General features: G+C 41.3%; 26 protein-coding genes. 23 read left to right on the top strand and 3 right to left on the bottom strand.

Annotated elements, in window-relative coordinates; translation table 11 throughout:
• Positions 1-7 precede the first annotated feature (7 nt).
• Positions 8-1,297, bottom strand: coding sequence for a conjugal transfer protein MobB (gene mobB, locus DC487_RS04490; protein ID WP_116774716.1), 1,290 nt, complete (start codon positions 1,295-1,297; stop codon positions 8-10).
• Between the two features lie 7 nt (positions 1,298-1,304).
• Positions 1,305-1,736 (bottom strand): conjugal transfer protein MobA, encoded by a 432-nt coding sequence (mobA, locus tag DC487_RS04485; protein WP_116774715.1) that lies wholly within the window; start codon positions 1,734-1,736, stop codon positions 1,305-1,307.
• A gap of 401 nt (positions 1,737-2,137) precedes the next feature.
• Between mobA and DC487_RS17195 the strand changes: the two genes are divergently transcribed.
• From DC487_RS17195 to DC487_RS04435, 10 genes are all read left to right on the top strand, one after another.
• Complete coding sequence (locus tag DC487_RS17195; protein WP_165799014.1) at positions 2,138-2,308, top strand: hypothetical protein; 171 nt, start codon at positions 2,138-2,140, stop codon at positions 2,306-2,308.
• Between the two features lie 158 nt (positions 2,309-2,466).
• Entirely contained in the window at positions 2,467-3,234 is a 768-nt protein-coding gene (locus DC487_RS04475) for a ParA family protein (protein ID WP_116774713.1), read from the top strand.
• A gap of 4 nt (positions 3,235-3,238) precedes the next feature.
• A complete protein-coding gene (locus DC487_RS04470) occupies positions 3,239-3,688 on the top strand; it encodes a DUF3408 domain-containing protein (RefSeq protein WP_116774712.1) in 450 nt (149 codons plus the stop codon).
• Between the two features lie 11 nt (positions 3,689-3,699).
• Positions 3,700-4,335, top strand: coding sequence for a conjugal transfer protein TraD (locus tag DC487_RS04465; protein WP_116774711.1), 636 nt, complete (start codon positions 3,700-3,702; stop codon positions 4,333-4,335).
• A gap of 195 nt (positions 4,336-4,530) precedes the next feature.
• Complete coding sequence (locus DC487_RS04460) at positions 4,531-5,718, top strand: AAA family ATPase (protein WP_116774710.1); 1,188 nt, start codon at positions 4,531-4,533, stop codon at positions 5,716-5,718.
• A gap of 3 nt (positions 5,719-5,721) precedes the next feature.
• Entirely contained in the window at positions 5,722-8,202 is a 2,481-nt protein-coding gene (locus tag DC487_RS04455) for a S8 family peptidase (RefSeq protein WP_116774709.1), read from the top strand.
• Positions 8,203-8,225: 23 nt separating this feature from the next.
• Positions 8,226-8,471, top strand: coding sequence for a DUF2188 domain-containing protein (locus DC487_RS04450; protein WP_116774708.1), 246 nt, complete (start codon positions 8,226-8,228; stop codon positions 8,469-8,471).
• 320 nt (positions 8,472-8,791) lie between these two features.
• Positions 8,792-9,493 (top strand): multiubiquitin domain-containing protein, encoded by a 702-nt coding sequence (locus tag DC487_RS04445; RefSeq protein WP_116774707.1) that lies wholly within the window; start codon positions 8,792-8,794, stop codon positions 9,491-9,493.
• Positions 9,468-10,649 (top strand): ThiF family adenylyltransferase, encoded by a 1,182-nt coding sequence (locus tag DC487_RS04440; protein ID WP_116774706.1) that lies wholly within the window; start codon positions 9,468-9,470, stop codon positions 10,647-10,649. Before DC487_RS04445 ends, DC487_RS04440 begins: the two co-directional genes overlap by 26 nt.
• Entirely contained in the window at positions 10,567-11,052 is a 486-nt protein-coding gene (locus DC487_RS04435; RefSeq protein WP_317046320.1) for a DUF6527 family protein, read from the top strand. Before DC487_RS04440 ends, DC487_RS04435 begins: the two co-directional genes overlap by 83 nt.
• 87 nt (positions 11,053-11,139) lie before the next feature.
• Here DC487_RS04435 and DC487_RS04430 read toward each other — a convergent pair whose 3' ends face one another.
• A complete protein-coding gene (locus DC487_RS04430; RefSeq protein WP_116774705.1) occupies positions 11,140-12,276 on the bottom strand; it encodes a DUF3800 domain-containing protein in 1,137 nt (378 codons plus the stop codon).
• Positions 12,277-12,457: 181 nt separating this feature from the next.
• On the opposite strand from DC487_RS04430, the gene DC487_RS04425 reads away from it, so the two are divergent.
• The 13 genes from DC487_RS04425 to DC487_RS04365 all read left to right on the top strand — a co-directional run bounded on the left by DC487_RS04425 (position 12,458) and on the right by DC487_RS04365 (position 22,366).
• A complete protein-coding gene (locus tag DC487_RS04425) occupies positions 12,458-12,763 on the top strand; it encodes a DUF4134 domain-containing protein (protein ID WP_002979435.1) in 306 nt (101 codons plus the stop codon).
• An 11-nt stretch (positions 12,764-12,774) separates the two neighbouring features.
• Positions 12,775-13,104, top strand: a complete 330-nt coding sequence (locus tag DC487_RS04420) for a DUF4133 domain-containing protein (RefSeq protein WP_002978492.1) — start codon at positions 12,775-12,777, stop codon at positions 13,102-13,104.
• Entirely contained in the window at positions 13,101-15,605 is a 2,505-nt protein-coding gene (locus DC487_RS04415; protein ID WP_116774704.1) for a TraG family conjugative transposon ATPase, read from the top strand. The genes DC487_RS04420 and DC487_RS04415 overlap by 4 nt, the downstream gene beginning before the upstream one ends.
• A 28-nt stretch (positions 15,606-15,633) precedes the next feature.
• Entirely contained in the window at positions 15,634-16,266 is a 633-nt protein-coding gene (locus DC487_RS04410; RefSeq protein WP_116774703.1) for a DUF4141 domain-containing protein, read from the top strand.
• Between the two features lie 3 nt (positions 16,267-16,269).
• The gene (gene traJ, locus DC487_RS04405) at positions 16,270-17,265 is read left to right on the top strand and encodes a conjugative transposon protein TraJ (RefSeq protein ID WP_024566595.1); all 996 of its coding nucleotides are present in this window, start codon (positions 16,270-16,272) and stop codon (positions 17,263-17,265) included.
• Between the two features lie 19 nt (positions 17,266-17,284).
• The gene (gene traK, locus DC487_RS04400) at positions 17,285-17,908 is read left to right on the top strand and encodes a conjugative transposon protein TraK (protein WP_116774702.1); all 624 of its coding nucleotides are present in this window, start codon (positions 17,285-17,287) and stop codon (positions 17,906-17,908) included.
• A gap of 11 nt (positions 17,909-17,919) precedes the next feature.
• Positions 17,920-18,348: a hypothetical protein gene (locus DC487_RS04395; protein WP_091520329.1), complete on the top strand. Its 429-nt coding sequence runs from the start codon at positions 17,920-17,922 to the stop codon at positions 18,346-18,348.
• Positions 18,349-18,366: 18 nt separating this feature from the next.
• Positions 18,367-18,651 carry a nitrogen regulatory IIA protein gene (locus DC487_RS04390; RefSeq protein ID WP_116774701.1) on the top strand — a complete coding sequence of 95 codons (285 nt, stop codon included), beginning with the start codon at positions 18,367-18,369 and terminating at the stop codon, positions 18,649-18,651.
• Entirely contained in the window at positions 18,638-19,978 is a 1,341-nt protein-coding gene (traM, locus tag DC487_RS04385; protein ID WP_116774700.1) for a conjugative transposon protein TraM, read from the top strand. Before DC487_RS04390 ends, traM begins: the two co-directional genes overlap by 14 nt.
• A gap of 25 nt (positions 19,979-20,003) precedes the next feature.
• The gene (gene traN, locus DC487_RS04380; RefSeq protein ID WP_116774699.1) at positions 20,004-20,903 is read left to right on the top strand and encodes a conjugative transposon protein TraN; all 900 of its coding nucleotides are present in this window, start codon (positions 20,004-20,006) and stop codon (positions 20,901-20,903) included.
• Positions 20,904-20,923: 20 nt separating this feature from the next.
• Positions 20,924-21,484 carry a conjugal transfer protein TraO gene (locus DC487_RS04375; RefSeq protein WP_116774698.1) on the top strand — a complete coding sequence of 187 codons (561 nt, stop codon included), beginning with the start codon at positions 20,924-20,926 and terminating at the stop codon, positions 21,482-21,484.
• A 13-nt stretch (positions 21,485-21,497) separates the two neighbouring features.
• The gene (locus DC487_RS04370) at positions 21,498-21,947 is read left to right on the top strand and encodes a DUF3872 domain-containing protein (protein ID WP_116774697.1); all 450 of its coding nucleotides are present in this window, start codon (positions 21,498-21,500) and stop codon (positions 21,945-21,947) included.
• Between the two features lie 140 nt (positions 21,948-22,087).
• Positions 22,088-22,366 carry a molybdenum ABC transporter permease gene (locus DC487_RS04365; protein ID WP_116774696.1) on the top strand — a complete coding sequence of 93 codons (279 nt, stop codon included), beginning with the start codon at positions 22,088-22,090 and terminating at the stop codon, positions 22,364-22,366.

Raw genomic sequence — 22,366 nt, 5'->3', positions numbered from 1 at the left:
ATACCGATTACTGTCTTCCCGGTCTTTTTTGTTTCCTCTTTCTCTTCATCTTATTGGCAAAGTCCTGTTCTTCGTAATCTTCGCCCTGGGCTTCGGGCAGTAAGCCGCCCAGTGCTTCAATCAAACCGTCTTCTTGTTTGTCCGTAGATAAGAAGTCAAATAAATGGTGTGGTTCTTCCGCAGGAAGATCTGCATCATTTGATGTAACTATTTTCGGTTGAAATTCTACCGGCTTTTTAATCTCTGGTTTAATATTATTGTTCCAATAATCATTAAAAGTATTGGCAGAAAGTTCTTTGCTTAATCGTGAACCGTTCCAAACCGCTTTAGAATTGTGGTCAATGAATGTCATTCCGTAAATACGCCCTGTGTCATTCCTCCGCACTACTACGTTGATGCCCTGTCCGGCTAACTGCTTCTTAAAAGCCAATTCATCGGTTGTTGATTTTAGGGCAATGGTAACGGCTGATTGTAAGGTCTGCTTGGTTGGACTATCTTTTAAATCCGTTTTGCATTTCGCAAAATGCAATTCCAAAGCGGGAAGCCCTGCGTTCTTTCCAAACAGCGAAGCCTTGAACGGATGCCCGGCTCTGTCGCCTTTTTCATTTAAGGGGATGTACAATAAACCCTGCTGCGGTTTTCCGTGTAATTCGCCCTCGATTTTCTCGGCGGCAATATTGAACAGGGAAAGCAGGGCATTGTATTCGCCCAACGTTTGGTATTGGTAATAGTTCGGCAAGTGGCGAACGACCGAAGCGATTTGGCTTTTTACATCGCCCGCCCGATAATCTACCGGACGGAAAACCTTATCAGTCTGATTGCGCTCCTTATCCGTTGCGGGTATCAGTCCGTACTTTCTTTCCAGTTCACGGCATACGTTCATTGACTGCATTTTCTCGAATTTATCCGAAATCTTTTTGCCCTGCTCGTCCACGCACACCGATACAATGTGTATATGGCTGCGGTCAATATCAGTATGTTTGAACACCACAAAAGGCTGTTCGCCGTAGCCCATTTCCCGCATATACTGTTCTGCCATTTCCCGAAACTTATCATCACTTACCTTGTCGTTCGGGTCGGGATTGAGCGAAATATGTAAGGTATGTTTCTCGGTATTGCGGTTGGCAATGAGGTAAGGTGCAAAAGATTGGGCTAATTGGGCAACGGAATATTGACCATTAGCGGTTTCAATCATCTTATTGGCAAACAAAATCTGCCCGTTTTCATTCTCCACTTTAAGTTGATTGTATGCCAACGCTCCGTATAAATTTCCGCTTCTGCCAATTTTTGCTATCACTTTTACATTATTTTTTTAGGTATTCTTCCTCAAATTTTTCGGTAAGATGAATGATTTTTTGGCATAGCATCGCCATTTCCGCCGTCTGTTTTTCCAATTTGTACAGAAATGCAGCCGCCTTTTTCTCGGAAAAATGCTTGTACAATAGTTTTACAACCTGATTATAGTTTACCCCTACGGAGCGGAACTGACTATGAAATGAGGTCAGCCGCATATAAAAATCAACGGTTCCTTTGTCAATTTTTACTGATTTCATTTCCTTACTGAACAGCAGGTAAATGATAAACTTTGCTTTATTAGGCATTCCCGATGCTTCAAAAAGCGATAAAAGTTTGGCGTTTTCTTCGTCCGTAAGACGGAAAACGTGGCGATGGATGCTTGGGTCTGTTTTGGGTGTCCGTCCGCCCTTATTCTGTTTTCTGTTACTGTTCTCGTTCATCACAAATCCATTTTAAAATCCATACAAAACCCTGACTTCGGAAGGTGTTTTCTGCCCCCTGCAAAGGGCAAGTTGTTTTGAGGCACTAACTCGGTTTCGAGTGCCTCAAAACACAACTTGCCGTGTTCCGGTGAACACAAAAATCCGCCCTGCGGGACGGATTGAATGTAACAGGGAAAACGGCTGAATGCCGTTCCCGTTACCCCTGATATGTCAAAAGACTTTTGCATAAATCCGTTAATAAAAATCACAATACAAAGTAAAGCCCTGTTTACGATAGCGTTGCACTGTGCCACAGTGCCAAATGCTGCCTCTGAACGCCAAACACTGCCACCACTATACAACCAAATGAATTTGATGAGTTCTTTGTCTTTGAATGTTGGCAGGCAGGCAGACAGCCCGTGCTTCAGGATGAGCAGACAGCACACATTCAAGACGGCAGGTTATCCTGCTTGCAAGATTGCAGGAATGCAAGAAAGCAAGAGCGCAGAAATGACGGAAAGCGTGACAGCCTGCTATCAGACAATCACGCCTGCGTGACGGACGGAATGAAAGACCGCAATCCTGCCTGATAAGATGCCTGAACGAAAGCATTACTGCTGTACCGCAGGGAAGCAGGCAATCAGTAATTCCCGCAGGCAAGCCTGATGGCTATCCTGCAAGAAAGACAGCACGAAATCAGGGCTGCAAGACTGAAAGCAGTTAGATGTAAACTTTAAATTTTAAAAATATGGACACAAAAAAGAAACCTCTGTTTATAGCCTTTTCTTCTCAAAAAGGCGGTGTTGGCAAAAGCACATTTACCACGCTTGTCGCCAGTACGATGCACTATCGGTTAGGCTACAACGTAGCCGTATTTGATGCGGATTTTCCGCAGCATAGTCTGATGAAAATGAAAACCCGTGATTTGGCAATGGTAATGGAAAATGAGGCGTTGAAAAAACTGGCGTATAAGCAGTTTACCACCATCAACAAAAAAGCCTATCCCATTATGCAGCACAAAGCGGATAGTGTACTTGATGCGGCGCACGAATTTGTAAACACTTCTGCCGTTCCGCTTGATGTGCTGTTCTTCGACTTGCCCGGAACCGTGAACACGCCCGGCATCCTGAAAGCATTGGCAGGTATGCACCACATTTTTACGCCCATTACCGCAGACCGTGTGGTAATGGAAAGTACTCTCATTTTTACACAGCTTTTACAGGATGTGATTATGAAAAAAGGGGAAACTTCCATACAAACCATTAACCTGTTTTGGAACCAAGTGGACGGCAGGGAAAGCACACCCTTATATGACGTGTACAATCAGCTTATCGGGCAACTGGGATTAAGCCTGATGCAAAGCCAAATCAAGAACAGCACCCGTTTTCGTAAGGAAAGCGAAGCAGACAGCAAAACGGTTTTCCGTTCTACGGTAATGCCACCCGATGAGCGTTTGATGAAAGCCTGCCAGTTGGACCTGTTCATCAGTGAATTTTTAAACATCATTCAATTGTAGTGCTATGGAAAAAGACAATAAAAGAAAAGTCACGCCGGACATTAACGAGGAAATGATGATGAACCTGATGGTGGACGGTGTAAAAAAGGACGGTTTGCAGCTACCACCTCAACCTGCCGAAGAGCAGGCAAAGGAAGCGGTAAAAGACGAGGTACAGCAGGAAGAATTATCACAAAGCAAACCCGCACAACGGGAAAGAAACCGCACGAAGAAAAACCTTGACGGAAGCTACGGCGAACACTTCTTGAAAACCCACTCGATGACGAAGCGAGGCGATAAAAGCATTTATATCCGGCAGGAATACCACGAACGGCTGTCCCGTATTGTACAGGTAATCGGTAAAGATGCCATACCCCTGTATGCCTATCTCGATAACATACTTGAACATCATTTTGAACTATTTGAAAAAGCCATTACCGATGATTTCAACGAAAAGTTTAAACCCATTTTTTAAAGTACCTGATTATGGAAATAGTAATTGTGATATGCCTGCTAATCATCATTGTCCTGCTTTTGCAGGATAAGATTGTCATTCATAAAAGGTCGGAGCAAAAGCCTACACAGCAAAAAGTTAACCCGAACCTGCCCGATATTATGGGGCAACCCAAGCCAGTAAAAAGCCTTTCAGTGCCGAACACTGCCAATGAAAGCCAAATAACGGAGCCGGAGATAAACCCTGATAATTTAGACATTGAATACGACGAAAACGAAAACGTCAGCATTCAAATTCCGCAGGAAGAACTGGACGAAGTTTTCAGCAATATGCCTGAATTGGAAGAAGAGGAAGAAGAATGGAACAGGTACGGAATATCCGGTGGCGATAACGGTTTTGCCCAAGGGGTTACCTACGACGAACTAAGCTCCGTAGGGGCATTGCTTCGAAAAGAAAATTTGGAACAGGCTCAAAAGGAAACAGCGGTAGCCATAGTTCAGAAATTACAGGGAACCGAATTATTCAGCTTACTGGAAAATTCCATTGAGGGTGCTTCCCGAAAAATTGCCGAGCTTTTGGATAGCACACTTTCATCTGAAAGAGACGACGGTTCTTCCACCTTGCGGAAAAGTGATTTGGGTGATTTTGACATTGGGGAGTTTGTGTGAGCAAACTCCCTTTTTTTGAATAGGCTCTAAAATTTAAAGAATCATCTAATAATCAGCATATAAAAACCCCTACTTATTTAAAAAACGGAAAGTATTTCGTTTAATTGGAATTTTTATTCAAAAAATGGAAATTAAATTTGGATATTGGAAATATATTTCTAAATTTGCTTTTGTAAATAAGAAACAACTAAGCAAATGCTAAAATACTTCAATATAATACAAGCTTTAAGTCGATCAGCTCTAACAACACCTAACGAAGCTATTATGCATCAGATTAAGAGACTGAAAGAAAGTCTTGAAAAAGATGGTTTTATCAAGGAGGCAAAATCGCTTGAGGCTATGCTAAGCACTTCCGAATCATCCTTTAATATGGCGCCGAGTAAGATTCAGAAATCTTTTGTCGTGTTAAAGGGCGAAGAATTAACAATAAAAACTTCTATTCCTGTAGATAAGGAAACATCAACACCTTTAGCTGAGGTTTTTTTTCCTGATAATCTTCCAGAGGCAGCTCCAGTGTTCGATGAAAATATTCAGCTTGCAATTCAATCAATTGTTAATGAATGGAGCAAATTTGATCAACTGATGGAAATCAATGCCACACCTGCAAGTTCATGCTTGATTTACGGAGCACCAGGAACAGGAAAAACTCATTTGGCTAAATGGATTGCTAAGCAAATAGGATTACCTGTGGTTCTTGCAAGATTAGAAGGCTTAATGTCTTCTTATCTTGGTACAACATCTCGAAATATCGGAAACTTGTTTACATTTTCTAATAGATATAAATGCATCTTATTGCTTGATGAATTTGATGCGATTGCTAAGCTTCGCAACGATCCGCAAGAGGTCGGAGAGGTAAAAAGAGTCGTTAATACATTATTGCAAAGCCTTGATTCTCGTCATGAAAAGGGTTTCACTATTGGTGTAACTAACCACGAGAGCCTGTTAGATCCAGCAATATGGAGAAGGTTTGATATACAGGTCGAAATCCCTAAGCCTTCTCCTGAAGTTATGATTCAGTTACTTAAAAAATTTATTACACCCTTAGAATTTAATGAAAGTGAGATTAAGTTTCTTGCATGGTGTTTAGATGGTTCTTCAGGAGCCGATGCTGAAATGCTTTCTAAATGGCTAAAAAGAGCCTTTGTGCTAGAAAAAGAAAGCAATATCGTAGATGTTATGAAACAATTTGCTCTGCTTAATTCCGGTAGGGTTAACGTAGCTAAAAGAAATATTATGCTACATAGCGATGAAGACTTTATAGCAATGTTGTTAAATGACAAAACATATTTGTTTAAACAAAAGGATATAGCATCTTTATTCGGAATGACACCTTCATCACTCAGCAAACAATTGTCTAAATTTAAAGATTCGGAAAAAATATAGATTATGGAAAATAGTCCCGTACAAATAGTCCTGAATTCTGGGGATTTCATTGAAGCAGAGAAAAATAATGGCGGTGGACCATCAACCGATTTTTTTGCAGGTCATGATTCTGATTTTGTTGCACATAAAATAACCTTGCAAAAGCAGCTTGATGAAATTAGGTCAGTGCAACTTTCTAATGAATTTACATCTATAAGCTATGCGAAAGTAACCCTACAACAGGCTGCTTTAGCAAAAAGTCATAGGCCTACAGACAGGCTTTTTGTAAAAAACATTGCTCCTGTTGTAGGTGCTGGTGATTTAGGCGAAATTTATATTGAATTATCACCTAATTCAGTTGACGAGTTAAATAAAAAAATTAGTGAAGCACCTGCAGAAACTTCATACAAAGAGGTAAATGGTAAAATGAAACCCAATCCTGGTAAATTAAGAAGCGAAGTAGGTTCTATTCGAGAAATATCAGCATATGGCGCTAATGATAAACGAAAATTTTCTTTAAAGGAAGCTTTAGAGTGGTTTTCTAATCCACAAACTGGCGGAATATATGTCGTAGAACTGTTTGATGTTCCCCCTGTGAGAAAAGACTGGGACTTGCTAGCATTACCTAAAAGAAAATTGTTTGCAAGTTTTTATGAAGGTTTAGAGAAATTGGGTAGAGGATTAGTTGTTAATAGGACTATTGATAACGCTAGCACTTCTGTTTCTATAATCATAAAATTTGAAATAAGTGATGCTCCGCCAATAATTCAATTACAACCAGTTTCTATAAATAAATCTCAAGCAAAAGCTAATAAGATATCTATTAATAAGGACAGTCACTCAGAATTATTAAATTTCTTAGATAAACACCCTTTAGTCAAGAGTGTAAAACTTCCACCAACTATAAGTCAGGCTCTAGCAGATTTTGGTCAAGGATTAATGAATAATGGAGTTGTAATGCCATCATTTAATCCAGATATGTCTTATCCTAAAATATGTGTGGTGGATGGAGGTGTTTCTGATATATTATCTGATTGGATAGAATTACGAGAAGAATATATAAGTCCATCTCATAAAGACGAAAGTCATGGAACTTTTATTTCGGGTTTAACAATTTTTGGAAAAACCTTAAACGGAGATTTAATATGTCCAGAAAGAGATGGTTGTAGAATTATAGATTTAGATCTATTCCCAAGCACAAATTTTACAGATTACTATAAAGATGTATTAACTTTTTTTGAAGTTTTAAGTGACCGCGTACAAGATATAGTTTCAAGAACGGGGGTTAGGATTTTCAATTTTAGTTTGAATATCGAAGAGCATGCTTCAACGACAGGTTATAGTTGGGCAGCTCAAATATTGGATAAAATTGCAGAAGATAATGATGTTATTTTTATTATTTCTGCAGGAAACATACCTCCTCATTACAGAAGAAGAGAATGGCCATCTGACCATGTTGAAGCACTAAAAGTTCTTGTATCTTCTTTAAACGATACTATTATGAAGCCGGCAGAAAGCTCAAGAAATATAAGTGTTTCAGCCTTAAACCCTCCACATATAGAGGGAATTGTTCCTTACGCTCTTAGCAACTATAGTTGTCGCGGACCAGGAATGAAAATAGGATTAAAACCCGATTTAGCTCACGTAGGTGGCTCTGGTACAGTGGATGGGGTTTTAGGTCATGGATTGTTGTCGATTGATACATTCGGAAAAATTACTGATAGTTGTGGAACCAGCTATGCAGCCCCTAATGTTTCGAAGACTTTAGCGAGCATCGAGCATTCTATTGAGGGAGTAGTATCCCGAGAGACACTCATAGCACTTGGAATTCACCATGCTTCATTACCAGAACATTTAACAGATAAGAAATTAAAGAGCATATCCAAACATTTGGTTGGATTTGGTATACCAAAAGGCTCTGAGGAGATACTAAATGGAAATCCCAACGCTATAACCTTAGTTTTTGCAAATAGAATTATTAAAGGACATAAAATGAGGTTTAAGTTCTCTTGGCCTTCTAGCCTTGTTAAAAATGGCAAATGTGTAGGTAGAGCAAAACTAACAATAGTTAGCACTCCACCTTTTAATTACACCTACGGAGCTGAATTTATTAGAATAAACGTTGATGCTGCATTAAGACAGCAACAAATAGACGGTAAATATAAAGGTAGATTAAAGCCCATTTACACGCCTGAAGAAAAAGATTTGAGTCAAAATGAAAAAGATCAGATTGAGCATGCATTTAAATGGAGTCCTGTGAAGGTTTATGAGAACATATTCCCTCAAGGAGTAGGTCCAACAACAGATTGGACTTTAGATGTAGAATATCTCGAGAGAGATGGGGCTGTTTTACCTAGAGAAGGAGTCCCTTTTACAGCAATTCTAACAATATCTGATCCGAATGAAAAGGAACCTGTTTTTAATGACATGAGACAAATTCTCCAATCATTAGGAGTTCAGGCAGTTGACATAAAAACTGCTGCTCGTATTGTACCAAGAGTTTAATTAGGAATTTTTTAATAACTATTATGGCAAATTATCATGTAACACAAAAGAAAGGACAGTCTGATTGGAATGTCCAAAAAGAGGGTGGTAAGAAGGCTTCAGCCATCGTTAGTACTCAAAAGCAAGCTGAACAACTTGCAAAACAGTTTTCATCAAATAATGGTGGTGGTGAAGTTCGGATACACAGATCAAATGGTGGACCTATACGAGATAGTGATACTGTTAAGCCCGGAAATGATCCAAAATCAATTAAAGACACTAAGTACTAATGAAAAAGAAACAATTAAGAAAATAAAAAAACCAGGCGAAAATCACCTGGCTTAATTCCGTAAAGGAAACAAAAGCCCTTGCAAGGCTCTTGGTAGTAATGTTTTTGCACTTCAAAACTACCTCCTTTATTTGAAATAAACAAGCTTTTCGTGATTTTAACCCTCAATCAGTACAATTCAGGTTGTCGGGCTTGGTATTAATTATATAAAAATTTCAGTTGCATCAAATTTAATTATCGTTATAGGGCAACCCCTATTTATTGCTGAAAAGATAGGCAATAAGCAATTTTTTATTATTTAATAACAAAAATCAATTTACGATGAAGTTAGATGATCATCAAGGGAATCCACATTCCCAAAACCAGAAAGTACCCCTAAAATTTATAATAGAAGGCAAAGAGTATGAAACTTTTGACCAATACAAAACAGGGGCAGAATTAAAACAGATTGCTGGTATACCTTTAGATACTGAGTTATTTCTATCAATTAGCAAACCTTATGATGATGAGCTTATTGAAAATGAGAAACAAGTTAACTTGGCTCGACCTGAAACCGAGTATTTCTTCGTAAAGAAAAAGCTTCAGTTCTTCATTAATAACAAACCCTTTACTTGGTATAAGCAATACATAAGAGGTGTTCAAATCAGAGAACTGGGCAACATATCTGCTGAAGATGATATCTTCCTTGACATCAAGGAAGGTTGGCAAGACGATCAAATATTAGATGATGAAGTAGTTGATTTAGCTCGTCCGGGTAAGGAGAAGTTTTTCTCTAAACTTAAACCTACTGAGTTTACCATTATTGTCAATGCTCGTCCACATATTTGGAAAGAAGCAAACATCTCTTTTGAGCAGTTGGTTGTGTTGGCTTTCGGATCATACGATAATAACCCAAACAAGGGTTATACGGTTACTTATAGCAGAGGCTGGGAACCTAAACCAGAAGGCACTATGGTTAAAGGTTCAGTTGTTCGTGTCAAAAATAAAATGATCTTCGATGTCACAGCAACTGATAAATCATAGTCCAGACCTTAAGCGTCTAAGAGACGAAGGTTATGAGATCGAGGTACGTGGTGGATATTTACTTATCCACCATATACCCTATGTCGATCAAAACAGGCAGATACTATACGGAGTGTTAGTAAGTACACTCACGTTAAGTAATAATAACAAGACAGCAACTCCTGATAGTCATGTTATACATTTTATCGGGGATAATCCCTGTGGTTCTGACGGTACAATTATCACTGCCATTCAACATAGTAATTCTAATTCTGTACTGAACCATCAGATTACGGTAAACAGATCTTTTTCAAATAAGCCTCCTGCCGGATATCCGAACTACTATGAAAAGGTCAAGAGGTATGCAGACATCATTTCGGCACCGGCTAAATATCTGGATTCTTCAGTAACGGAAAAGACTTTTAAGGTGATAGCAGACAGTGCTAATGAAACAGTATTCCAGTACATTGATACCAATTCGAGTCGAGCTAACATCGAAGTAATTAATGCAAAATTAGAAGGACAGAAAATTGCAATTGTTGGTTTAGGAGGAACTGGAGCATATATTTTAGATATGGTTGCTAAAACACCGGTGAAGGAAATCCATCTTTTTGATGGGGATAGCTTTGACCAACATAATGCATTCCGTTCGCCAGGTGCTGCATCAATGAGTGACCTTAATGAAAATTCGAGAAAGGCTGCATATTATCAAAAGTTGTATTCTAACATGCACAAGCACATTTATATCCATGACTACTATGTGAAAAAAGAGAATCTATTAGAATTAGATAAAATGGATTATATATTTGTATGTGTTGATAAAAATGCAGCTAGGAAAATGATAACAGATTACTTGGCTAGTATCGGTATTCCGTTCTCTGATGTAGGTTTAGGTGTGAATGTCGTTGATGACAAGCTTACGGGTGCTGTAAGAGTTACTTCTGCCACCCGTGACAAGAATGACCATTTACCTCTTCGGATTTTTTCAGAAGACTCCGATAATAACGAATATGCTACTAATATTCAGATTGCGGAATTGAATGCATTGAATGCAATTTTTGCTATCCTGAGATGGAAGAAGCTATCTGGAATTTATGTTGATTTGGAAAATGAGCATCATAGCTCATATGCTATTAGTACATCTAAAATTTTTAATGAAGATGTCGTTACAGCATAAGTTCGTTGAATTCATTCCTGAAAAGGTTGAGGAGGGCATTTTATACGTCTCAATCGAATACTGCACTGCAATACATAAATGTGTATGTGGCTGTGGTAATGAAGTAGTGACTCCATTGTCTCCGACAGATTGGAGGTTGACATTTAATGGCAAATCAATTACGCTTCATCCGTCTATAGGCAATTGGAATTTTGAATGTCAGTCTCATTATTGGATAAGGAACAACAAGATTGAGTTTGCTGGTCATTGGACAGAAAAGGAAATCCGTCTAGGTAGAGAAAATGACTTAGAACGTAAGACGGAGTATTTTGAAATGCCGGAGATTCCAAAAGAAGAACCAGTTATTCAAGAAAGTCAAAAATCTACTATTTGGCAGAAAATCTCCAAATTCTTTCGATTTTAGAACTTTGATTTTTATTTCTATAAAGCCGAAGGTAATTCTTCGGCTTTATTCATTTATTATCTTCTGCTTATATAATACTAATTAAGGTTATTTTCCTGCAATAATTTCGCATAGTTCCCCAAATTTCATTACCTCTTCATAACTATCTGTTGCGTGTAGAAAGGCAGGATTTTTCTGGTCTGATTTATTAATAATATCAATAAATAGCTTCATGTTTTCTAATTGTAGCGCTGAGAAAGAATCGATATCTGCTTTAATCTCATCCATACTGTGAGTATTCCTGTAATTGGTATATTTACCCATGAAACCGACGAAAATATCCGATAGTTGTGTCAATTGGCTATCCTGAGAATCGACAAACCAATAGTTTTTAAACTCCACTCCTTTATCTAGCATTCTGTAGCCATTCAAATCTTCTTGGATGGAATCTTCATTATCAAATATATGAGTTGAATTTTTGAAAGTATAAATAGGTCTAAGGTAAAAATGTGTTAGATCTGCTAGCAGAATATAATTTTTTTCATTCATAACAAAAGCTAATTCACCTTTCTTTTTAGACTCTTTCAATATCTGCCGTAAAGATTCCAACCCAAAATGAAATTCTGGTATCGGAAGATATGGCTCAAAAAGATTGCTCAGTGCTTCTATGAAATTACCAATATTCTCAGGTTTAACATTAGGATATTCGAAACCATAAAAAAGCTGAATAACGGCATCTATTTCAAAACGACAGAGTTTGTACAAGTCATTCTTCAGTCGATTGTCAAATCCATGCCCCAATTGCATAGCCGCGTCAGAATTCATTATAGCAGAGTCTACGATATCAACTACAGACCAGTAAAGAATATTTAAACTAGAATAATGGACGTAAAGATCGCTATCCTTTAGAAAGCGAAAGAAGAGGTTCAACTTCTGGGATTTTAGACAATCAAGAAAATCTCCAAATGCGATATGTTTGAATTTCACTTCCTTGACTGTTTTCTGCAATTTAAAACTATCTATCAATGGCTGTACATCGGGTACTGCTCCTTGATGTAAAAGTCCTCCCAAAACGAAGTTTGCCGTAAAAGTATAATTGAAATCGTTTTCTCTTACATAGAATGTTTTGATATTATTGGTTTCATCATAATAGAATGTATATGGTGTTGTAAAATCTACCCTTGGATTTAGCAATCGGGCAAATTGATTAGCAGCCTCAATTTCGGCTATTTCAAAATCAATCATAGTGTTAGCTTATTAAAAATAAATATGTGGCTAAGTTATAAAAACGCCTCCTAATACTGCCACTCAACGCCAAACAATTCCTCTGACTGCCAATTTGTTAGACCACCTCATTTTCTGAAACACTTTTGTCCTGAAAGCCCACAAGGTGTGGGATAATAACAACAAATAATGTGTTTCAATTATGGAAAAACAGAGAAAAAAAGTTTTGCTGGCAGCCGTGGCAATGCTGTCAGGAATTGGTGCGTTCGCACAGGGAAACGGCTCGGCGGGTATCAACGAAGCTACGCAAATGGTAACAAGTTATTTCGACCCCGCAACGCAATTAATCTACGCCATCGGTGCGGTAGTCGGGTTAATCGGGGGCGTTAAGGTGTACAACAAATTCAGTTCCGGCGACCCTGACACGAGCAAGACCGCAGCTTCTTGGTTCGGTGCGTGTATCTTCTTGATTGTTGCGGCTACCATCCTGCGCTCATTCTTCCTTTAATCCTTTGCCTTATGAATTACAACATCAACAAAGGCATCGGCAGAACGGTGGAATTTAAAGGGCTGAAAGCACAGTACCTGTTCATTTTCGCAGGCGGGCTGCTCGGTACACTTATCCTCGTGATGATACTGTATATGGCAGGCGTAAACTCTTACATCTGCCTGTTCCTCGGAGCAGGCGGTGCTTCGCTCATCGTATGGCAGACCTTTTCGCTGAACAGGAAGTACGGCGAACACGGGCTGATGAAAATTGCAGCCAACAAAAGGCATCCCCGCTACATCATCTGCCGCAAGCCTGTACACCGCTATTTAAAATTCACACCTAAACAGAATGCCGTATGAGAAATGTAGCAAAGACCACCACACTGGAAAACAAATTTCCATTGCTGGCAGTAGAGAACAACTGCATCTTATCCAAAGATGCGGACATTACCGCCTGCTTTGAAGTGCGTTTGCCGGAACTGTTCACGGTCGCTTCTGCGGAATACGAAGCCATACACTCCGCCTGGCACAAGGCGATTAAAACCCTGCCTGATTTTACGGTCATTCACAAACAGGATTGGTACATCAAGGAAAGCTATGCGCCCGATTTGGCAATAGAAGACCAGAGTTTTTTATCGAAGTCTTACCAACGCCATTTCAACGAGCGACCGTTCCTGAACCATTATTGCTACCTGTTCCTGACGAAGACTACTAAGGAAAGAATGCAGATGCAAAGCAACTTTAGTTCGCTTTGTAAAGGTACGCTGATACCAAAGGAAATCAGGAACAAGGAAACGATACACCGCTTTATGGAGGCGGTCGCCCAGTTTGAGCGTATCGTGAACGATAGCGGTTTTGTAACCCTGAAACGCCTGACCGAAGATGAAATCATCGGAACGGAAGATACACAGGGATTACTGGAACAGTACCTAACGTTATCGAGGGGAGCCGGAACACCAATGCAGGACATCGCACTTGGAAACGAAGAAGTGCGCATAGGTAACAAAAGGTTAAGCCTGCATACCCTTTCAGACACGGACGACCTGCCCGGAACGGTATCGGCAGATACCCGTTTTGAAAAGCTATCAACCGACCGTAGCGACTGCCGTCTATCATTCGCCGCACCTGTGGGCTTGCTGTTAAGCTGCAACCACATCTACAACCAGTACATTTTCTTGGATAACAGCGAAGACAACCTGCAAAAGTTTGAGAAGTCCGCAAGGAATATGCACTCACTGGCAAGGTACAGCCGTGCCAACCAAATCAACAAAGAGTGGATAGAAAAGTACCTGAACGAAGCCCACAGCTTCGGGCTGTCCTCAATCCGTGCGCACTTCAACATTATGGCGTGGTCGGAAGACCCTGCGGAACTGAAACAGTTAAAGAACGATTGCGGTAGTGCGTTGGCACTGATGGAGTGTAAGCCCCGGCACAACACGACGGACGTAGCCACATTGTATTGGGCAGGAATGCCGGGCAATGCGGGCGACTTCCCCAGTGAGGAAAGTTTTTACACTTTTATCGAACCTGCACTGTGCTTCTTTACGGAAGAAACCAACTACCACAATTCGCCCTCGCCGTTCGGTATCAAGATGGCTGACAGGCTTACGGGAAAACCTATCCATTTGGATATTTCTGACCTGCCGATGAAGCGTGGTATCATCACGAACCGGAACAAGTTCATACTTGGTCCGTCAGGTTCGGGTAAATCATTTTTCACAAACCATATGGTACGGCAGTATTACGAACAGGGCGCACACGTACTGCTCGTAGATACAGGTAACTCTTATCAGGGCTTATGCGAACTCATCAAAGGAAAGACCAAAGGCGAAGACGGTGTTTACTTCACCTATACGGAAGATAACCCGATTGCTTTTAACCCATTCTATACCGATGACGGCGTGTTCGACATTGAAAAGCGGGAAAGTGTCAAGACTTTGATACTGACCTTATGGAAACGGGATGATGAACCGCCAACCCGTTCTGAAGAAGTTGCCCTTTCCAATGCTGTAAGCGGTTATATCGAACGTATCAAACAGCAAGATGTTTACCCGTCATTCAATGGTTTTTATGAGTATGTAAAAGGCGACTACCGCAAGGTATTGGAGGAAAAGCAGGTTAGGGAAAAAGACTTTGACATTGCCAACTTCTTGAACGTACTCGAACCCTATTATAAGGGTGGAGAATACGATTACCTGCTGAACTCCGACAAGCAGTTAGACCTGCTTTCCAAACGCTTTATCGTGTTTGAAATTGATGCGATTAAAGACCACAAAATCCTCTTTCCCATTGTGACCATCATTATTATGGAGGTGTTCATCAACAAGATGCGCCGACTGAAAGGTATTCGCAAACTCATCCTGATTGAAGAAGCGTGGAAAGCCATTGCCAAAGAGGGAATGGCAGAATACATCAAGTATTTATTTAAGACCGTCCGCAAATTCTTCGGGGAGGCGATTGTAGTAACGCAAGAGGTCGATGACATCATCCAGTCGCCCATTGTGAAAGAAAGTATCATCAACAACTCCGACTGTAAAATCCTGCTTGACCAACGCAAGTATATGAACAAGTTTGATGATATACAGGCAATGTTGGGGCTTACGGACAAAGAGAAAGGGCAGGTACTTTCCATCAATATGAACAACGATGCAAGCCGACTTTACAAAGAGGTTTGGATTGGCTTAGGTGGTACGCACTCGGCAGTCTATGCCACCGAAGTTAGTTTGGAGGAATACCTCGCCTATACGACCGAAGAAACCGAAAAAATGGAAGTGATGCAGCTTGCTGCTGAACTGGACGGCAATGTAGAACTCGCCATTAAGCATATAGCAATGCAAAGGCGGGACAATTCAAATCAATAGTCATTAACAATTTAAAAATTCAGAAACAATGAAAAAAGTATTGTATCTGGTGTGTACGGCACTGATGCTCGCCGTAGCACCGTCAGCAAAAGCCCAGTGGGTTGTAACCGACCCCGCAAATTTGGCTTCAGGGATTATCAACTCTGCGAACGAAATCATACAGACTTCTTCGACCGTGAGCAATGTGATAAAAAACTTCAACGAAGTGAAGAAAGTGTACGACCAGGGCAAGGAATATTACGATAAGCTGAAAGCTATCAACAACCTTGTGAAAGATGCCCGCAAGGTGCAACAAACGGTATTGTTGGTAGGCGATGTGTCCGAAATGTACGTGCAGAATTTTGGCAAGATGATGAACGACCCAAATTTCACACCGCAGGAATTGGTCGCTATCGGTAATGGTTATTCGGCATTGCTCAATGAAAGTACCGAACTGCTGAAAGAATTGAAGCAGATTATAACCTCTTCAAGCCTTTCTCTCAATGACAAAGAGCGTATGGATGTGATTGACCGTGTGTACAAAGAGGTAAAGGATTACCACAGCCTTGTACGCTACTATACCAATAAAAACATTTCTGTAAGCTACCTAAGAGCGAAAAAGAAAAACGATGCCCAAAGAGTGCTTGAACTCTACGGAACTGCTAACCAAAAATACTGGTAAACTATGGAATGGGATAATCTTCACGAACTCCTGCGGTCGCTTTATGATGATATGATGCCGCTTGCAGGCGATATGGCGGCAGTAGCTAAGGGTTTGGCAGGATTGGGAGCATTGTTCTATGTGGCATTAAAGGTTTGGCAGGCTTTAAGCCGTGCCGAACCTATTGATATGTTCCCTTTGCTGCGCCCGTTCGCTTTGGGGCTTTGTATAATGTTCTTTCCAACCATTGTTTTGGGAACCATCAATGCGGTACTAAGCCCTGTGGTAGTAGGAACCCACCAAATACTCGAAGACCAGGTGCTTGACCTGAACAAGCTGCAACAGCAGAAAGACCAGTTGGAATACGAGGCAATGGTAAGGAACCCCGAAACCGCCTATATGGTATCAGACGAAGAGTTTGATAAAAAACTGGACGAACTGGGATGGTCGCCCTCCGACATTGGAACAATGGCGGGTATGTATATGGACAGGCAAGCCTACAAGATAGAGAAAGCCATAAAGGATTGGTTTCGCAATCTGTTGGAAATACTCTTTCAGGCGGCGGCTTTGGTCATTGATACCATACGAACGTTCTTCCTGATAGTCCTCTCCATACTCGGACCAATTGCCTTTGCAATTTCCGTATGGGACGGCTTTCAGTCCACGCTTACGCAATGGCTCACGAGGTACGTCAGTGTTTACCTGTGGCTTCCCGTTTCGGATTTGTTCAGCTCAATGTTGGCAAGAATACAATCCCTCATTTTAGAACGGGATATCGCAATGCTTGCCGACCCGACCTATATACCTGATACGAGCAATACCGTTTACATCATCTTTATGATTATCGGCATCATCGGGTACTTCACTATCCCTACGGTAACAGGTTGGGTAATCCAAGCAGGAGGCGCAGGAAACTTTACCCGCAATGTAAACTCCACAGCAATGAAAGCCGGAAATATCGCCGGAGCAGGCGCAGGTTCAACAGTTGGAAACATCGGCGGTAAACTGATGAATAAATAATCATTAATCATTCTAAAAAATGGAATTTAAAACGCTAAGAAATATCGAAAACAGCTTTAGGCAGATAAGATTATATGCCATTTTGTTTGCGGTTCTCTGCATCAGCGTGGTAGGTTACGCCGTATGGCGTTCCTACCGCTTTGCAGAAGAACAACGCCAAAAAATCTATGTACTGGATAACGGTAAATCCCTGATGCTTGCCTTGTCGCAGGATGCAAGCATCAACCGCCCGGTTGAAGCAAGGGAACACGTAAGGAGATTTCACGAACTGTTCTTTACGCTTGCCCCCGACAAGAACGCTATCGAAAGCAATATGAGCAGGGCATTTAACCTCGCCGATAAAAGTGCTTTTGATTACTACAAAGACTTGTCGGAAAAGGGCTATTACAGCCGTATCATTTCGGGGAACGTGCAGCAACGCATTGAGGTGGATAGTGTCGTGTGCAATTTCGACAACTACCCGTATGCAGTGCGCACCTACGCCAAACAGTTTATTATCCGGTCAAGCAACGTAACCAGGCGCAACCTGATTACTTCCTGCTATCTCGTCAACTCCGTTCGTTCCGACAACAATCCGCAGGGCTTTAATATCGAAAAATTTGCAGTCGTGGAAAACAAGGATATAGAGGTCATCGAACGCTAAAAAACAATCTTATGGAAGCATTATCAGATTTAAGCACGTTCGCAAAAATCCTTACGGACAAAGGATACAACGGGTATTTCCATACGCAGGGAGCGTATGCCGGAAAGCTGAAAGACAGTATCAGCGAATACCTCGAAAGTTGCCAAAAAGGTGCAGACACTTTGCCAAAGCAGGACTTACTGCTGACAGGCTACCTGCAATGGTCGGGCGATGACAAGCCCCGTGTAGAATGCAGTATGTGGGTAAAGTACCTGAACGGCAAATTCTCATTGAGCCGTATGGAGGTAGCAAAGAAAGACGGCTTTGGACAACTGCTCAAAAAATCGGAACTGGCAAACCTTTCCGTAATGTCCGCACCCAAATTAACGGAAGCGGTCGCACTGGTCAACGATGCGCCAAAGCAACAGGCGGGTAAAAGTCCTAAGCGTTTCAAGCTATAACATAGAAATAGTAAGGCTATGAAAAAATTAAGAGCAAATATGGACAGGTACTTTGACAAGCTGGACGACCGTTGGCGGGCGTTGCCTTTACGCAAACAGCACCGATATACGCTGTACTTCTTTGTGGGTTATCTGCTGCTTACCGTAACGGTCATTGGCAAAGTGATGTACGATACCTCAAAGTCCGGTAACGATATGGTCATTGAGCATATCGAGAACCCTGTCCTCAAAAGTAAAAATCCTGCAAGGTTGCAGGATAGTGTATCAACAATTTTAAAAAATCAGATTTATGAAAGAAAATGAAAAAAGGGTCAGCTTTCTCGTGGAGGGAGAAGACCATAACACAGCATCAAATCTGCCCGATAATAAAAAGGGTAATAAGGAAAAGCTCAAAAAGCCAATCATATTCCTTTTGATGGGCGTGGTATTTCTCGGCTGTATGTACCTCATATTTAAACCGTCGAAAGATAAAAAAGCGGTCGAAAATATCGGGCTGAACGATGCCGTGCCGCAGGCTACCGAACCGGGAATGCCTGCCGATAAAGGCAAGGCGTATGAGCAGGAAATGCTTGAACGTAAAGAGCAGGAAAAGCGCAATGCACTGACCACGCTTTCTGATTATTGGAATACGGAAGACACTGCATCTGCTGACAATGAAAAAGGTTTGCCTGAAGAAGATGAGGAAAGCAACGGCTTTGGCAGTGGTGGCAGAAATTCAGGAAGAAACGGCAATTCTGCATTGAACAGCTACCGTAATGCACAAAGCACATTGGGTTCATTTTATAATAATGACAATGCTGAAACAATGGAACTGCGCAAGCAGGTGGACGAACTGAAAGCAAAGTTGTCGGAAAAAGATGTGCCACCTGTGGCCACCGTTGACGACCAACTCAAACTAATGGAGAAATCTTATGAAATGGCTGCAAAGTATCTTCCGCAAAATGCCAATACCGGAAACGCTGCTCCTGCCAATGGTGCTGCTCCGGGTGCTGCAGGTGCAAATCAAAAAGAGCAATTTGTATCGTTCACACCAACAAGAAAGAACATTGTATCAGCCTTGTACCGTGAACCATCGGACAGTGCCTTTGCTGCCGATTGGAGCCAAACAAAAAACCGTGGGTTCTATACCGCAGGTTCTATCGAGCAGGCTGTACAGCCTAAAAACAGTATCAAAGCCTGTGTACACGAAGCCCAAACGGTAGTTGGCGAAACGGGTGTAAGGCTACGTTTGTTAGAACCTGCCAAAACCCCGCAACGTACCATCCCCAAAGGAACGATTGTAACGGCTAATGCCAAATTTCAGAATGGCAGACTACAATTAAAAGTTACCTCCGTAGAACTGGAGGGCAACATCATCCCGGTAGATATAACCATTTACGATTTGGACGGACAGCAAGGCTTGTACGTGCCTTATTCGCCGGAAATGAATGCACTTACCGAAATGGCAGGCAATATGAGCCAGACTGGAGGAACAAGCGTAATGCTCACTCAGAATGCCGGACAGCAGGTTGCCGCAGACCTAAGCCGTGGCGTGGTTCAGGGTATTTCGGGCTACTTCGCCAAGAAAGTGAGAACGCCAAAGGTTACGCTGAAAGCGGGCTATCAGGTCTTCCTCGTATCGAAAAAATAATGTTCAATTCAAATATTTAAAGACAATGAAAAATCATTTAAAAACCTTTTGGGCTATAGCCCTCATACTTGGCTTTGCCGTAACAACTTATGCACAGGATAGTGCAACTGTAAAAACACCGCTTGCCCTGGGCAAGATAGAACCGTACCGTATGGAAGTTACCTACGATAAAACTTCGCACCTGATTTTCCCGACTGCCATTCGCTACGTGGATTTAGGCAGCGAATACCTGATAGCAGGGAAAGCCGAAGATGCGGAAAACGTGTTGCGTGTAAAAGCATCCGTAAGGAACTTTGAGCCGGAAACCAATTTTTCCGTAATTACCAATGACGGGCGTTTTTACAGCTTTAATGTGTATTACAGTTCCTATCCGGAAGCATTGAGTTATGACCTGCTCACTATGCAAAAAGCGGTTGACAGAACCAACGGTAACGATGTGCTTTTTGAAGAACTGGGCAACAATTCGCCATCACTGGCAGGCTTGCTACTGGAAACCATTTACAAGAAAGATAAGCGCATTGTAAAGCATATCGGGGCTAAGAGTTTCGGCATCCAGTTTATCCTCAAAGGCATTTACATACACAACGGCGAATACTATTTCCACACGGAATTGAGAAACCGTACCAATGTCCCTTTCGAGATTGATTTTATCAATTTCAAAGTGGTGGATAAAAAGGTAGCCAAACGCACCGTAGTCCAGGAACGCCCTTTAACTCCTTTGAGAACTTACAAGCCATTGGACGGTATTGCCGGAAAATCGACCGAACAAGACGTGTTCCTGTTAGACCAGTTTACCATTGCCGATGATAAGGTACTGCTGATTGAGATTTTCGAGAAGAACGGCGGCAGGCATCAAACATTGCAGGTCGAAAATTCCGATTTAATCAAAGCCCGTTTGATTGACGATATGCACCTGAAATTTTAATAACCCTTTAAAGCAAGAATATGAAAAAGTATATCTATACCGTGCTGTTTGTCCTGATAGGCATCACGGCTGCACAGGCACAAAGGATGCTGCCTAAGCAGAAAGGATTGGAAATAAGTGCGGGTGTAATGTCCGATGATAAGATTGGCAATGATTACTACATCAGCGCAGCAATGACCGTAAACGGTAAGAACGGTAACTATCAGCTTTGGGCGTTGGAATATACCCACCAGTACCACGATTACAAAGACCTGCGCATACCGCAGGAAACCTATTCCGCAGAGGGCGGTTACAGCTTCTTTTTGTTGGGCGATGCCCGTAAGAACATCACGCTGAATTTCGCAGCAACGGGTGTGGTCGGTTACGAAACCATCAACCGGGGCGAAGCGATGCTGTACGATGGTGCGAAGATATTGAGCAAAGATAATTTTATCTATGGAGCAGGCGGTCGCATCACTTTTGAAACGTACTTGTCCGACCGTTTTGTATTAGTCCTGCAAGGGCGTACAAAAGTCCTTTGGGGTACGGATTTACAACAGTTCCGACCGTCGGCAGGTGTGGGATTAAGGTTTAACTTTTAAAACGTAAAAAACGATGATAGCATTATTCAATAAATTCAGAACAGGGCTAATGCAATTGTATGTATTCCTGACAATCCTCACAGCTTCGGTTACGTTGGTATCTTGTAGCAAAGATGATGACCTCGAAATACAGAACAATTTTCCTTTCGAGGTGAATGTAATGCCAGTACCTAAAGATGTTGCCAACGGGCAGACCGTAGAAATACGCATTACCATACAGCGTACAGGAAATTATAGCAACACGCAGTATTTTCTCCGCTACTTCCAGTTTGATGGTCAGGGAACGTTGCAATACTACAATGAGCCGCCATATCAGCCCAATGACCTGTACCAGTTACCAACGGAGCAGTTCAGGCTGTATTACACTTCAACCTCTGCCGTATCACAGTCCTTTGAGGTTTGGATTTCGGACAGCTTCGGGAATGAGAAGGAGATAACTTTTCAGTTTAACAGTAGCGATTAAAAGTAGTATTTCAATTCACAAAAAAACGGCATACCGTAATGGTAAAGCCGTTTTCTATTTATATCGTGTCTGCTTAGGTTCACTTTATTGGCTCATCAATATTTCTTAAATTTATACTCGTGAAATAAAAATGTGAGGATATGGTTTCATCATTGGTTATAGGGATAATATTTTTGATTGCAGGCTTAGGACTTCGTTACTGGATTAACAGGAGGAAGTTTTACAGGCGCAGTCCTATGGGAGTGGAAGGTTTCTCATCTTATGAAAGTTCGGTTTTCATTAAATTGATTGAAAGGGTCGGTAAATGGGTAGCATATGCACTGATTATTTTCGGTCTGTTGTCGTTATGGGTTTATTACCGTGAGAAGAAAGAGAAACCTCCTAAAACTGTAGAATTGCAACAACAATCACTGAAATAA

Source organism: Sphingobacterium corticibacter, from assembly GCF_003076635.1.
GTDB lineage: Bacteria > Bacteroidota > Bacteroidia > Sphingobacteriales > Sphingobacteriaceae > Sphingobacterium > Sphingobacterium corticibacter.
Note: the sequence above shows the minus strand (reverse complement) of the source record. Positions and strands in the feature narration are given on the sequence as shown.